Annotated in this window: 12 protein-coding genes; 1 reads left to right on the forward strand and 11 read right to left on the reverse strand. The window is 64.8% G+C overall.

All coding sequences use genetic code 11. The features are described 5' to 3' along the window. Positions 1-33: 33 nt before the first annotated feature. From ACIQXM_RS00255 to ACIQXM_RS00275, 5 genes are all read right to left on the reverse strand, one after another. The gene (locus ACIQXM_RS00255; RefSeq protein ID WP_400925910.1) at positions 34-975 is read right to left on the reverse strand and encodes a hypothetical protein; all 942 of its coding nucleotides are present in this window, start codon (positions 973-975) and stop codon (positions 34-36) included. Positions 976-1058: 83 nt separating this feature from the next. Beyond that, on the reverse strand, positions 1059-2435 hold the full coding sequence (locus ACIQXM_RS00260) for a coiled-coil domain-containing protein (RefSeq protein WP_400925913.1): 1377 nt from the start codon (positions 2433-2435) through the stop codon (positions 1059-1061). Between the two features lie 44 nt (positions 2436-2479). Continuing rightward, complete coding sequence (locus tag ACIQXM_RS00265) at positions 2480-3061, reverse strand: regulatory protein RecX (RefSeq protein ID WP_400925915.1); 582 nt, start codon at positions 3059-3061, stop codon at positions 2480-2482. Between the two features lie 5 nt (positions 3062-3066). Continuing rightward, on the reverse strand, positions 3067-4122 hold the full coding sequence (gene recA / locus ACIQXM_RS00270) for a recombinase RecA (RefSeq protein ID WP_400925918.1): 1056 nt from the start codon (positions 4120-4122) through the stop codon (positions 3067-3069). A gap of 220 nt (positions 4123-4342) precedes the next feature. Further along, positions 4343-4564, reverse strand: a complete 222-nt coding sequence (locus ACIQXM_RS00275; protein WP_400925921.1) for a DUF3046 domain-containing protein — start codon at positions 4562-4564, stop codon at positions 4343-4345. 103 nt (positions 4565-4667) lie between these two features. On the opposite strand from ACIQXM_RS00275, the gene ACIQXM_RS00280 reads away from it, so the two are divergent. Then, positions 4668-5141 carry a MarR family winged helix-turn-helix transcriptional regulator gene (locus ACIQXM_RS00280; RefSeq protein WP_400925923.1) on the forward strand — a complete coding sequence of 158 codons (474 nt, stop codon included), beginning with the start codon at positions 4668-4670 and terminating at the stop codon, positions 5139-5141. Positions 5142-5282: 141 nt separating this feature from the next. Here ACIQXM_RS00280 and ACIQXM_RS00285 read toward each other — a convergent pair whose 3' ends face one another. The 6 genes from ACIQXM_RS00285 to dapA form a co-directional block, all read right to left on the reverse strand. Continuing rightward, the gene (locus tag ACIQXM_RS00285) at positions 5283-5708 is read right to left on the reverse strand and encodes a helix-turn-helix domain-containing protein (RefSeq protein ID WP_269436918.1); all 426 of its coding nucleotides are present in this window, start codon (positions 5706-5708) and stop codon (positions 5283-5285) included. A gap of 151 nt (positions 5709-5859) precedes the next feature. Continuing rightward, positions 5860-6348 carry a CinA family protein gene (locus tag ACIQXM_RS00290; RefSeq protein ID WP_400925926.1) on the reverse strand — a complete coding sequence of 163 codons (489 nt, stop codon included), beginning with the start codon at positions 6346-6348 and terminating at the stop codon, positions 5860-5862. Continuing rightward, positions 6345-6947 carry a CDP-diacylglycerol--glycerol-3-phosphate 3-phosphatidyltransferase gene (gene pgsA / locus ACIQXM_RS00295; protein WP_400925929.1) on the reverse strand — a complete coding sequence of 201 codons (603 nt, stop codon included), beginning with the start codon at positions 6945-6947 and terminating at the stop codon, positions 6345-6347. The genes ACIQXM_RS00290 and pgsA overlap by 4 nt, the downstream gene beginning before the upstream one ends. 20 nt (positions 6948-6967) lie before the next feature. Continuing rightward, on the reverse strand, positions 6968-9916 hold the full coding sequence (locus ACIQXM_RS00300) for a DNA translocase FtsK 4TM domain-containing protein (protein WP_400925931.1): 2949 nt from the start codon (positions 9914-9916) through the stop codon (positions 6968-6970). A gap of 102 nt (positions 9917-10018) precedes the next feature. Then, the gene (locus tag ACIQXM_RS00305; protein ID WP_400925933.1) at positions 10019-11710 is read right to left on the reverse strand and encodes a ribonuclease J; all 1692 of its coding nucleotides are present in this window, start codon (positions 11708-11710) and stop codon (positions 10019-10021) included. Positions 11711-11715: 5 nt separating this feature from the next. Continuing rightward, entirely contained in the window at positions 11716-12648 is a 933-nt protein-coding gene (dapA, locus tag ACIQXM_RS00310) for a 4-hydroxy-tetrahydrodipicolinate synthase (RefSeq protein ID WP_400925936.1), read from the reverse strand. Positions 12649-12781: the final 133 nt, after the last annotated feature.

A 12781-nucleotide genomic window follows, 5' to 3' on the forward strand; every position in this document is an offset into this window, starting at 1 on the left:
AGGCGCCTTCTCCAGGGGAAGGTACTGCCGGGTTTAGTACCAGTTGTTTGCGTAGTGGAAGTTCAGTGCGGAGCAGGGGCTGCCGTACCGGGATTCGATGTAGCTCATGCCCCAGTTAATCTGGGTCTTGGGATTCGTGAGGTAGTCCGGTCCCGATGAGGCCATTTTCTCCGCAGGAAGTGACTGCACAATTCCGTAGGCTCCGCTGCTGGCATTGGTGGCACTGGTCATCCAGTTGGATTCCTTCTCCCACAGCGTGTTGAGGCAGGTCATCTCGGAGGCTGCCCAGCCGTGGCCGGCCAGGGCCGACGCTGCATAGCTCTTGGCTCCGGCGGGATCATCCATGGGAACCGCTGCTGCAGCTGCAGCAGCTTCCTCCTCTGCCGCACGGTCGGCGGCAGCCTGGGCAGCCGCCGCCTGTGCCGCTGCTTCCTGCTCGGCGGCAAGCCGGGCGTTTTCCGCGGCGGCCGCCTCGGCTGCGGCGGCTTCTGCAGCCCTGGTTTCTTCGGCGGCCCTGGCTGCGTCTGCGGCGGCCGCTTCAGCGGCCTTTGCATCCTCTGCTGCCTTGGCGTCCGCTGCTGCCGCGGCTTGCTCGGCTGATGCGGCCGCTTCGGCCTTCTGGGCCTCTTCTGCGGCAGCCGCTTCGTTGGCCGTCTTCTGTTCTGCTTCGGGGCCGGCGTCTGCTGCGGGCTCCGCTTCGTCCCCTGAGTCGGGGGTGGAGGTTGATTCCGGTGCAGCTGTCGGTGAAGTCAGGCTCACCAGGTTGGCGCGCAGCTGGTCATTTTGTACCGAGGCTCCGGCAATACCGAAGAATGCCAGCGCGCCTGCAACGGCAACGGCGCCAATACGGAGCTTGCGGCTGCGGTGGATCCGCGGGCGTTCCTGGTTGGGGTTGTGATGTGAGCCGTCCTGGCCGGAGGCGTTCCGTCCTGCGGTGTCTTCGTTGCCGAGGGCATCTTTGTGGGGGGAAGTCATAGCACCGAGACGTTACAGACGGATTCTGGATCAGTGTCTCGAATTGGTAACGGCCGGATTGACAGGGCACGGGAGAAGGGGTTCTAATACCAGTTTTTTTCTTCAGAGTGCTGCCAGGCGGAGCACGGACTGCCGTACCGGGATTGGATGTACCCCAGACCCCATTCGATCTGGGTCCGGTAGTTGGTGCGCCAGTCCGGTCCGATGCTTGCCATCTTGTCCCCGGGCAGGGACTGGGGGATGCCATAGGCGCCGCTGTAGGGGTTGTTTGCGCTGGTCCGCCAGCCGGATTCACGCTGCCACAGGTTGATCAGGCACCTGGCCTGGTCCTGCCCCCAACCGAAGGCACCCAGCCGTCCGGCAGCGTAGGCCTGGGCCGCAGCAGGGTCGTCGACGGGTCCGGGAGACGGCGTCGGAACGGGTACCGGGCCCGGTGCCGGCGCGGGCTCCGGACGTGGAGCCGGCTGCGGGACAGGTGGGGCCGGTGGGAGTTCCGGGACCGGAGTGACAGGATTGGGAGGTGGTACCACGGACGGAAGCGTGGGATTAATCACCGGATCCGGGACCGCCGACGGTGGAAAAGCAGGCTTTTGTGTGCTGTCCCGCACAGCATCTTTTTCTGCTTGGGCCCTGAGGGCCGCTTCTTCTGCTTCCTGCTGCTGTTTGATGTATGTCTGCTCCGCCTCCATGCCCTTCAGCCGCTCTGCTTCCACGGCCGCACTGGTGCTCCGCAGGGCCGCGAGCTGTTCCAGCAGGACAACGCTCCGCACCTGCACTTCCCGTACGGCAGCATCTGCGTCGGTTGCCGCGGCCCGGGCGGAGGCCTCCAGCCGGCGGGCTTCCGCAGCGGATTCTTCCCGGGTCTTCAGGGCGGCAGCTTCCCGCTCTTCGAGACTCCCCAAAACGGATTCGGCTGCTGCGGCCTGAGCTTGGAGGCTGTCCGTCCGGCCGCTGATGCCCTGCAGCGCGGCAAGCCGGTCCAGGGCTCCGGCTCCTGCATCGGCATCCAGGAGCATGATCAGGTTGGAGTCCATCCCGCCGGTTTTGTACGTCTGCGCGGCAAGAGCGCCCATTTGTTCGGTGAGCGCCGCTGCGGCTCCGGCGGCCTCCGCCCGCTGCGCGGACAGGACGTCAACGGCACGGCTGCCGGCCTCAACTTCCTCGGCAGCCCTGCGGGCATCGGACGAGGCCTGCACGGCAGCGGTTCCGATCGTGCCGGCGTCAGCAGACAGTTCACGCAGAAGTGCTTCAATGTCCCCGGCCTGGTCAGCTTTGGCCCCGGCGCTGCGTTTGGCTTGCTCAACTTCTTCCCACGACGGGTAGTCCGCCGCGGCAGCAGGAGCAGGAGCGAGCACTGCGGGCACAGCAGTAAAGGCGGAGGCGGTAAGCGCTCCGGCCAGCAAGAGGGAGCCGAGGGAAACAGCAGTTGACTTCTTCCCCGGCAGCAACAGTGTGAACATCGTGGCTCAGCATACGGTACCGCCCACGCGTCAACCTAGGGTTTTTACCAGTCTTCTTCGGGCGGTTGGTCCAGCACATCGCCAATGACTTCACTGACAACGCGGTAGCCCACCGACGGGGAGTAGCCCTTGCGGGCCAGCATGGACACCAGGCGCCTGGCCTGCTTGTCCCTTGCCGCCCTATCCGTAAGGTCCGCTGAGGACTGCAGCCGGCGGCGGGCCAGTGCCCTGGCTGCAACATATTCGTCCTCGTCGCTGACCTGTTCCAAAGCCTCGGCAGCCAACTCTCCGGAGATGCCCTTTTCGGCCAGTTCCCGTTTGAGGGCGCCCCGGGCCAGGGACTTGGACCGGGAGCGGCTAGCCACCCACATGCGGGCAAACTCAGCGTCGTCCACCAGCTGCACTTCTTCGAAACGGTCCAGCACGGCCGCGGCAACGTCCTCGGGTATTTCCTTTTCCGCCAGTTTGACGGCCAGCTGGCGGCGGCTCTTGGGAGAACTCGTCAGCTGCCGCAGCACGATGTTGCGTGCTGCGGCATACGGATCACGCTCACGGTCCGCAGGAACGGCAGCGGGTTCTCCGGCCGCCTCGTCGGCACCGGAAAACCCGCTGTTCTGCTCATGCATGGGAACTATGAGTTCTTCGGAACGGCCTTGAGCTTCGGTTCAGCCGGAGCTTCCTCGGACGCCGGTCCGTTGATGCCCAGCTTTTCGCGCAGTCGGCGCTCCAGCTCATCTGTGAGCTCCGGGTTGTCGCGCAGGAACTTGCGGGCATTTTCCTTACCCTGGCCCAGCTGGTCTCCGTCATAGGTGAACCAGGCGCCGGACTTCTTGACGAAGCCATGCTCCACGCCCATGTCGATCAGCCCGCCTTCACGGGAGATGCCCGTGCCGTAAATGATGTCGAACTCTGCCTGCTTGAAGGGCGGGGCCATCTTGTTCTTGACGATCTTGGCGCGGGTGCGGTTACCTACCGGGACCGTCCCCTCCTTCAGCGTTTCAATGCGACGCACGTCAATGCGCACTGAAGCGTAGAACTTCAGGGCCTTGCCACCGGTGGTGGTTTCCGGGCTGCCGAACATCACGCCGATTTTTTCACGGAGCTGGTTGATGAAGATTGCCGTGGTGTTGGTGTGGCTCAGGCGGCCGGCGATCTTGCGGAGAGCCTGGCTCATGAGGCGGGCCTGGAGGCCCACGTGGCTGTCACCCATGTCGCCTTCGATTTCGGCGCGGGGAACCAGTGCTGCCACGGAGTCGATAACGACTACGTCCACCGATCCCGAACCGATCAGCATGTCCATGATTTCCAGGGCCTGCTCACCGGTGTCCGGCTGGGATACCAGCAGGGAATCGGTGTCTACGCCCAGGCGAGCAGCGTAGATGGGGTCCAGGGCGTGCTCGGCATCGATGAACGCGGCGATGCCGCCGTTCTTCTGGGCATTGGCCACAACATGCAATGCCAGGGTGGTCTTACCCGAGGATTCCGGGCCGTAGATTTCCACGACGCGGCCCCGCGGGAGTCCGCCTATGCCGAGCGCCAGGTCCAGGGCGATCGAGCTGGTGGAGATGGTTTCTGCCGGAGCACGTACCTCGTCTCCGAGCCGCATGATCGAGCCCTTGCCGTACTGCTTATCGATCTGGGCCAGCGCTGCTTCAAGAGCCTTTGCGCGGTCGACTGCTGCTGCCATTCTTCACCTCGGTTGTTTGAGTTTTACGTGGCCCGAAGGCCGGTTGTCCTGCTCTTCTACGACCATATGCGGCGGCACTGACAAAACAGCGGAGCGGACTGCCGTGGGGATATCCGGGGCAATTCTGCGGTCGCATAGCCCTTGTGTAGGAGCATAGCCGCATCCGAACAGGTATTCGAATATGTGTTTCGGCGTGTCCTGCTGCAGATCGGGCCACCTGCTATTTCTTCGGCGGAATATCCCTGCCCAGCCGCCGCTCCGGGGGCACTTCCTGAACGTCGCAGACAGCCAGCCACACGGACTTGGGCTCGGTTCCGCCCTTGAGCGCCTCCTCTGCCGTCTTTCCGCCGAGGGAGCCCAGCACGAGGTCCGAAGCCAGCACACGGGAGTAGGCCGAGCCGAATTCGTCGTCCATAAGCCGCCAGAAATCACTGAGTCGCATCGCTTAATCTTCTCACGTTCACAGCAGCCGGCTGGTGGGTCCGGACCGGCTCAGGCCAAGGCCCCCGCAGGGACCCAGTGCCAAAAAGCCTAGAATAGGAGTTATGAGCGAGACGGAGTCCTCCCCCGAACTGCAGCACAATGAAACCGCGATAGAAACCCTTGAACATGAGCTGTCAGTCCTGTGGCGCCGTGCCCGCTCGAATTCGAGCAAGGTTGCCCGCCAGGTGCATCCGGACATGGAACCGGCCGCCTACGGCCTGCTGGTGCTGCTGCAGCAGCATCAGGAGATGCGGCTGACAGACATCGCAGCAAGCATCGGCATCGGGAAGCCGTCCGTGAGCCGCCAGATTGTCATGCTGGAAAGCCTCGGACTGGTACAGAAGCATGCCGATCCGCTCGACGGCCGGGCCCAGACCATTTCGCTGACTCCAGCGGGTTCACAGGCGCTGGCGCGGACCCAGACGGCCCGCAAGGACCTGTTCCGGACCCTGCTCCAGGACTGGGAGGAAGAGGACCTTGTCCAGCTGGGGTCGCTGCTGACCAAGCTCAACGACTCCTACGCCCGCGAACACTGAGCCCGCCGCCCGAAACCCGCAGGAGCGCACCCCTGGATGCGGGCAGCCCGGGGACACAGCAAAAAGACCCTGCCTTACGGCGGGGCCTTTTTGATTTTGGTGGACAAGCTGCCCAGGAGCTGCAGCCTTGTTGATGTAGGTCTACGGTGTGCGGGCCAGGTCCCGAGCCATGTCCTCCGGGAATTCGCGGGCAAACTCGCGCGAGAATTCCGACGGCACGGTGTCGGGTATGGCGATGCCTTCTGCACTCGCCACCCGGTCACTGACCTCACGAAGCATCAGGGACAATGGCACATCAAGTGCGGTGCAGATGGAGGACAGAAGTTCTGATGATGCTTCCTTCTGACCTCGTTCCACCTCACTGAGGTAGCCAAGTGAAACGCGTGCGCTGTGCGATACCTCGCGCAGGGTGCGACCCTGACGCTGACGGACATCGCGCAAGACATCGCCAATTTCATGACGAAGAACAACCATTTTGCGCTCCTTTGGCTCCCGGTGTGCATCTTCCGCCAACCCTACATCCCGCCAGCGAATAACGCCGTTCACGGATACGGGTTGCTTAACCATCTGTATCGTCCTGCTCCCTATGTGGTCCGGCTGCGGTTGCCCCGCAGATATCTAAAGATCGTAATCGGGAAACCTTGGCGGTTCCTGATACTAACAACTGAGCGTCTCCGGGATTTGTTCCCGCTGCCGCTGCCGGTTTTTCGCACCCGATTCAGGGGTGCTCCGCAAGGACCCGGCCCAGCAGTACAAGTGCTTCGTCGCAGGCCTGCCGGCGGATGGCTGCCCGGTCTCCGGAAAACGAATATTCTTCCACCAGGGTGCCCTGCGGGGATGCGACGGCGATAAACACGCAGCCCACAGCCTTGCCGTCATGCGGTTCGGGTCCGGCTGCTCCGGTGGTTGACACGCCCAGGTCCGTCTCCAGCAACCGCCGGACGCCCTCAGCCATCTGCCCGGCAACCCGGGCGTCGACGGAGCCGGCTGAGGCAAGCAGATCGGCATCGACTCCCAAGACTTTTTTCTTCACAAAGTTGGAGTAGGCCACCACTGCGCCGGCAAGTACTGCCGACACTCCCGGAACGGCGCCCAGTTCGGCAGCCACCATGCCTGCGGTGAGGGACTCGGCCGTTGCCACGGTGAGGCCTGCGTCCGAAGCCGCAGATACCACGGCGGCCGCGTCGGCGGCCGGAGCCGATGTCACCGGGCGCCCGGATTCTGCAGCGCCCTGCGGCGCAGCTGCAGTGCCTTGACAACATAGTCAACACCGGTCACCACGGTGACCAGCAGTGCGGCGGCCATCACCACGGCACTGATCCACCAGGCCCAGCTGCCAAGCCACGTTGTCAGCGGCAGCAGGTAGAGGAAGATCGCGAAAGTCTGAATCACTGTCTTGAGCTTGCCGCCGCGGGAGGCTGCCATCACGCCGTAGCGGATCACCACGAACCTCAGCAGAGTGATTCCGATTTCCCGAACCAGGATCACGATGGTCACCCACCACCACAGCTCGCCCAGTGCGGACAGCATCACCAGCGCCGAACCGATCAGCAGCTTGTCCGCGATCGGATCCGCGATCTTGCCGAAGTCGGTGATCAGCCCCCGGCTGCGGGCCAGATCGCCGTCGAGCTTGTCGGTGTAGATGGCGACGGCGAATGTGGCCACCGCCAGCCAGCGGTAGAGACCATGCCGGCCGTCATCGGCCAGGAGCAGCCAGATGAAAAGCGGAACCATCAGGATCCGCACAACCGTCAGGACGTTGGCGATGTTCAGGAGGGGGGCGTTCCCGGTAGAAGAGTTGCTCACACATCCAGCCTAGCGGGGATTCAACGGCCGGTCAGACTCCACGCGTCCTCGGATCCGCCGTCCTCGCCGTCGTCTCCCCCGTCGTAGTACTCGGTCGCCTGCTGGCGGCCCTCCAGGTCCTGGGCCACCAGGTCCACGGGACCGGCGAGAGGATCGGCTTCGAACCCGTGGTTGACGTTGGCGTTGTCCGCCAGGGCAGCAGTTTCAGCGGCCGAGGGTCCGCTGGCGCCTTCTCCCCCGCTGATGGCTGCCAGCGTGGCTGCGAGGTCATCGGGCTTGACGAGCACGTCGCGGGCCTTCGAGCCTTCGGAGGGCCCGACGACGCCGCGGGACTCCAGCAGGTCCATCAGGCGTCCGGCCTTGGCGAACCCGACGCGGAGTTTGCGCTGAAGCATGGACGTGGACCCGAACTGGGTGGTGACCACCAGTTCGGTGGCCTGAAGCAGGACGTCCATGTCATCGCCGATGTCATCTTCGATCTGCTTCTTCGGCGCGGTGACCGTGACGTCCTCGCGGTAGACGGCGCCCAGCTGCCCCTTGACGTGCTCCACCACGCGGTGGATTTCCGATTCGGTAACCCAGGCGCCCTGCACGCGGATGGGCTTGTTGGCGCCCATCGGAAGGAACAGCGCGTCACCCTGGCCCAGGAGCTTTTCGGCGCCGGGCTGGTCCAGCACCACACGGGAGTCGGTGACAGAGGACGTCGCGAATGCCATGCGGGAGGGCACGTTGGCCTTGATCAGGCCGGTGACCACGTCCACGGAGGGACGCTGGGTGGCCAGGACCAGGTGGATGCCGGCGGCACGGGCCAGCTGGGTGATGCGGACGATGGAGTCTTCCACGTCGCGCGGGGCCACCATCATGAGGTCCGCGAGCTCATCCACGATCACCAGCAGGTACGGGTAGGGACGCACGACGCGCTTGGAACCGGCCGGCGGAACAACCTTGCCCAGCTTGACGGCCTTGTTGAAGTCGTCGATGTGCTTGAAACCGAAGTTGGCGAGGTCGTCATAGCGGGTGTCCATTTCACGGACCACCCACTGCAAAGCCTCGGCGGCCTTCTTGGGGTTGGTGATGATGGGCGTGATCAGGTGCGGCACGCCCTCATACGCGGTGAGTTCCACGCGCTTGGGGTCCACCATCACCATGCGCACTTCATCAGGGGTGGAGCGCATCAGGATGGAGGTGATCATGGAGTTCACGAACGAGGACTTGCCTGCACCGGTGGCACCGGCCACCAAAAGGTGAGGCATCTTGGCGAGGTTGGCCACCACGAAGCCGCCCTCCACGTCCTTGCCGACCCCCATCACCATCGGATGTTCGGTCTTGCGGGCGGCGTTGGAGCGAAGCACATCGCCCAGGGCCACCACTTCCTTGTCCGCGTTGGGAATTTCGATGCCGATCGCGGACTTCCCGGGGATGGGCGAGAGGATGCGGACGTCGGAGGACGCCACGGCGTAGGAGATGTTCTTGGACAGCGCGGTCACCCGCTCCACCTTGGTGCCCGGCGACAGCTCAATTTCATAGCGCGTCACCGTGGGCCCGCGGCTGAATCCGGTGACGTGCGCCTCCACCTTGAACTGGTCCAAAGTGTTGGTCAGGGCGTCGACGACGGCGTCGTTGGCCTCGGAACGTTCCTTCGCGGGGGGCCCTGCGGGCAGGAATTCCGACGGCGGCAGGGTGTAGGTTACGTCGCCGGAGAGCTGCAGCTGTTCGGTGCGCTGCGGAATGGGCGTGGCCGGGGTGAGGTTCCGGACGGTCCGCGCGGGAACCGGGGGCACGGCGGGAACGGGCGGCAGCCCTTCCACGGCGGTGAGCTCCGCTGCGGCCTCGGGAACCATGGCGATGGCCTCGGTGGGAGGTTCGGCCCCGTCAAAACCGCCGTCGAAGCCACCTTTCGCGGGCAGGCCCTGCGCCCGGCGGATCTTCTGGGTGGCCAGCTCGGACCGGGTGGGGCGGCGCACGCCCGGCGGAACAGCCGGTTCCGCCGAAGCCGCCGCGGCGGCTGACGCCTGTTCCTCTTCATCCGCCAGCACGGCGCGTTCAAACGCCTCGTCGCCGGCAAACCCCTCAGGGGCAAGATGCTCCTGTGCTTCGGGTCCGCGGCTGAACATCCGGGACTTCTTTTTCGGTGCCTTTTTCGGAAGGTGGTCGCGTTCGTAGAGATAGGTCTGGTCATGCGCCTCGGGATCATCCGGGGCAAGGTCCTGCCCCATCAGGTGTTCGTACAGGGCACGAAGGCGCAGCGGAATATGGCGGAACGGCGTGGCGGTAATGATGAGCACGCCAACAAAAACCAGCAGGCCAAGCAGGAGGGCCACGGGCCAGGTGGTCAGCGCTGCGGACAGCGGGCCGGCAACCAGGAATCCGACGATGCCGCCGGATTCCCACAGCCGGTCAAAACCGTCGGACAGGGCCGGCGAGCCGCCCACAATGTGCGTGATGCCGGAGCCGGCGAAAAGAATGAGGGTCAGCCCAATGCTGATGCGGCTGTTGGCACGGTGGCGCTCCGGGTAGCGGAAAAGCCGCACGGCGCCGGTCAGGAGCAGGAAGGGCAGGACCACAGCCATCCAGCCGAAAGTACCTGCCGCGCCGGCGTGGATGATGTCCGCCACCGGGCCGCGCAGTGCCCACCACTCAACGGTGGCCACGGCAAGAGCCGTGAGGATGAGGAAGAATCCGGTGCCGTCCCGCCGGACGTCGCGGTCCGGGCTGACGTCGGCACCAAGTTTGCGGATGCCCGCTCCTGCCAGCCGGGCCACGCCCATCCAGGCACCCTGGACAGCACGCAGCGGCAGCGGAACCTGCGCGGCGTCGGCCTGCGCCTTGGCGGCAGCACCCGAGCGGCCGGTCGCTTTCCCCCGCGGCTGGGTTTTGCCGGAGTTTTTTCCTGAGGTGCCCCCGGTGTTCCGGCTGGTGGTCCGGCCGGAAGCACCGCCGCGTGCGGCAGGGGAAGTACGAGTGGCCATACGCTCCACCGTACCCGATAGGGCCGGGCAAACCACGGATTTACGCGTCTGCCCGGCCCCGCCGGATACCCTGCTTTGGAGTCCCGGGAACGGGTTTCCTGCCTAAGCTTCGAGAACCACCGGAACGATCATGGGACGCCGGCGCAGGCGCCGGTTGACCCAGGTGCCCACCACCCGGCGGACCACCTGCTGGAGCTGGTAGGTGGTGTGGTCCTTGTTCGACTTCACGGCTTCCTCCAGCGCGGCGCTGATCTTGGGCTTGATCTCGTCAAACACCGTGTCCTCTTCAGCGAAGCCGCGGGCATGGATTTCCGGCCCGGAGACTATGGTGCCGGTGCTGCGGTTGACCACGGTGATGACGGAAATGAAACCTTCCTCGCCGAGGATGACGCGGTCCTTGATGTCCGTGTCGGTGATCTCGCCAACGCTGGAGCCGTCCACGTAGACAAAACCGCAGTCGACGGCGCCCACCACCAGGGCTTTGCCCTCGCGCAGGTCCACCACAGTGCCGTCATCGGCCAGGATCACGTTCTCCGCCGGTACGCCGGTGGCCTCGGCCAGTTTGCCGTTGGCGATCAGGTGCCGGGTCTCGCCGTGCACGGGCATGGCGTTCCTGGGCTTGAGGATGTTGTACGTGTACAGCAGTTCGCCGGCCGACGCGTGGCCTGAGACATGGATCTTGGCGTTGCCCTTGTGCACCACGTCGGCACCGAGCTTCATCAGGCCGTTGATGACCCGGAAGACGGCGTTCTCATTGCCCGGAATCAGCGACGACGCAAGGATCACCGTGTCGCCCCGCCCAACCCGGATCCGGTGGTCGCCGTTGGCCATGCGGGACAGGGCAGCCATCGGTTCGCCCTGGGATCCGGTGGACATCAGGACCAGCCGGTCATCGGGCATTTCATCGACGTTCTTCAAATCCACCAGGATACCCTCGGGCACGTGGAGGTATCCGAGTTTCTCGGCAATGGCCATGTTGCGGACCATGGACCGGCCCACAAAACAGACTTTGCGGTCGTGCACGGCTGCGGCGTCCAGCACCTGCTGGACCCGGTGGATGTGCGAGGAGAAGGACGCCACGATGATGCGTTTCTTGACCTTGCCGAACAGGGCCTCCAGCACCGGACCGATTTCCCGTTCGGCCGTGGTGAAGCCGGGGACATCGGCGTTGGTGGAGTCCGCCATGTACAGGTCCACGCCCTCCTGTCCCAGCCGGGCAAAGGCACGGAGGTCAGTGATCCGGCCGTCCAGCGGGAGCTGGTCCATCTTGAAGTCACCGGTGTGCAGGACAGTGCCGCCTTCGGTGCGGATGAACACGGCCAGGGCATCCGGAATGGAGTGGTTCACGGCCACGAATTCGCACTCGAACGGGCCGAACTGCTCCACCTGGCCTTCAGTGACGGTGAAGCTGAACGGCTTGATCCGGTGTTCCTGCAGCTTCGCCTCCACCAGGGCCAGCGTGAGCTGGGAACCGATCAGCGGAATGTCCTGCTTCAGGCGCAGCAGATACGGCACGGCGCCGATGTGGTCCTCGTGGCCGTGGGTGAGGACCACGCCCACCACGTCGTCGAGCCGGTCTTCGATGTAGGAGAAGTCCGGAAGGATCAGGTCAACGCCGGGCTGGTTCTCCTCCGGAAAAAGGACGCCGCAGTCCACGATCAGCAGCTTGCCGTTGATCTCGAACACGGTCATGTTGCGGCCGATTTCCCCGAGGCCGCCCAGCGGAACAATCCGCAGGGTCCCGTCTTCCAGGGCCGGCGGGGTTCTCAGGGCGGGGTCCGCTGCTTCAGTCATGGTGCTTACGCCTCGTTGCTGGAAAGGGCCCGGGAAAAGTCCCAGTCCGCCTCGGCCAGGTCAGTCAGGACAGTTTCCATTTCGACGGCGTCGGGTGCCACCAGCGGCAGGCGCACGTCAGCGTTCGGGATAACGCCCTGCATCTTCAGGATCTGCTTGGCGGACACGGCGCCGGGGATGTGGGTCATCACGGCGCGCACTACGGGGTCGAGCTCGAAGTGGATCCGGCGTGCGGTGGCGAAGTCACCCGCGGCGGCAGCGTCCACGAGGGCGCGGAACTGTGCGGTGGCGACGTGGGCGGTGACGCTGACAACACCCACGGCTCCGGCAGCCATCCACGGAAGGGTCAGTCCGTCGTCGCCCGCGTAAACGTCCAGGGTGGTGTTCGCCAGGACCTGCGTGACCGCGGCAAAGTCCGCCTTGGCGTCCTTCAGGGCCAGGACCGTGGGGATGTTGGCCAGGCGCACCAAGGTGTCGGTGGAGATGGCGATCCCGGCGCGGCCGGGGATGTCGTAGACCATGATCGGCAGGTCGGTGGCGGCAGCCACGGCTTCAAAGTGGGCGACGACGCCGGCTTGGGTGGGCTTGTTGTAATAGGGCGTAACCACCAGCTGCGCGTCGGCGCCTGCCCGCAGCGCTCGCCGGGCCATTTCCACTGAGTGGGAGGTGTGGTTGGTGCCGGTGCCGGCGATGACCTTCGCGCGGCCGCCCACTGTTTCGGCGACGACCCGGAACAGGTCTTCCTTTTCACTGTCCTCCAGCGTGGAGGTCTCGCCTGTGGTTCCGGAAACCACGAGGCCGTCGCAGCCGTCTTCGACGAGCTTGTTGGCGAGTGTGGCCGTGGCGTCAAAGTCCACGGCACCGTCCTCGGTGAACGGTGTCACCATTGCGGTGACGAGGGTTCCAAACGGAAGTGCACGAATATCAGAGTCAGCCATGGGTAAAACGTTACCCGCTGCACACGGACTTGGGACAACGCGGCACTCTTCCACGCCGGCGGAGGGCCGGGGATGACGCGCGGTTTCCGCATCTGCCCGCCCCGTGGACACACTGCGGAAGTCCGACACTGCT

The sequence above is a fragment of the Arthrobacter sp. NPDC097144 genome, assembly GCF_044762205.1.
In the GTDB taxonomy this organism is placed as follows: Bacteria; Actinomycetota; Actinomycetes; order Actinomycetales; family Micrococcaceae; genus Arthrobacter_B.

Coding starts and splice junctions, on each gene's coding strand:
- ACIQXM_RS00255 (WP_400925910.1), bottom strand. CDS start 975: ATGACTTCCCCCCACAAAGATGCCCTCGGCAACGAAGACACCGCAGGA.
- ACIQXM_RS00260 (WP_400925913.1), bottom strand. CDS start 2,435: ATGTTCACACTGTTGCTGCCGGGGAAGAAGTCAACTGCTGTTTCCCTC.
- ACIQXM_RS00265 (WP_400925915.1), bottom strand. CDS start 3,061: ATGCATGAGCAGAACAGCGGGTTTTCCGGTGCCGACGAGGCGGCCGGA.
- recA (WP_400925918.1), bottom strand. CDS start 4,122: ATGGCAGCAGCAGTCGACCGCGCAAAGGCTCTTGAAGCAGCGCTGGCC.
- ACIQXM_RS00275 (WP_400925921.1), bottom strand. CDS start 4,564: ATGCGACTCAGTGATTTCTGGCGGCTTATGGACGACGAATTCGGCTCG.
- ACIQXM_RS00280 (WP_400925923.1), top strand. CDS start 4,668: ATGAGCGAGACGGAGTCCTCCCCCGAACTGCAGCACAATGAAACCGCG.
- ACIQXM_RS00285 (WP_269436918.1), bottom strand. CDS start 5,708: ATGGTTAAGCAACCCGTATCCGTGAACGGCGTTATTCGCTGGCGGGAT.
- ACIQXM_RS00300 (WP_400925931.1), bottom strand. CDS start 9,916: ATGGCCACTCGTACTTCCCCTGCCGCACGCGGCGGTGCTTCCGGCCGG.
- ACIQXM_RS00305 (WP_400925933.1), bottom strand. CDS start 11,710: ATGACTGAAGCAGCGGACCCCGCCCTGAGAACCCCGCCGGCCCTGGAA.
- dapA (WP_400925936.1), bottom strand. CDS start 12,648: ATGGCTGACTCTGATATTCGTGCACTTCCGTTTGGAACCCTCGTCACC.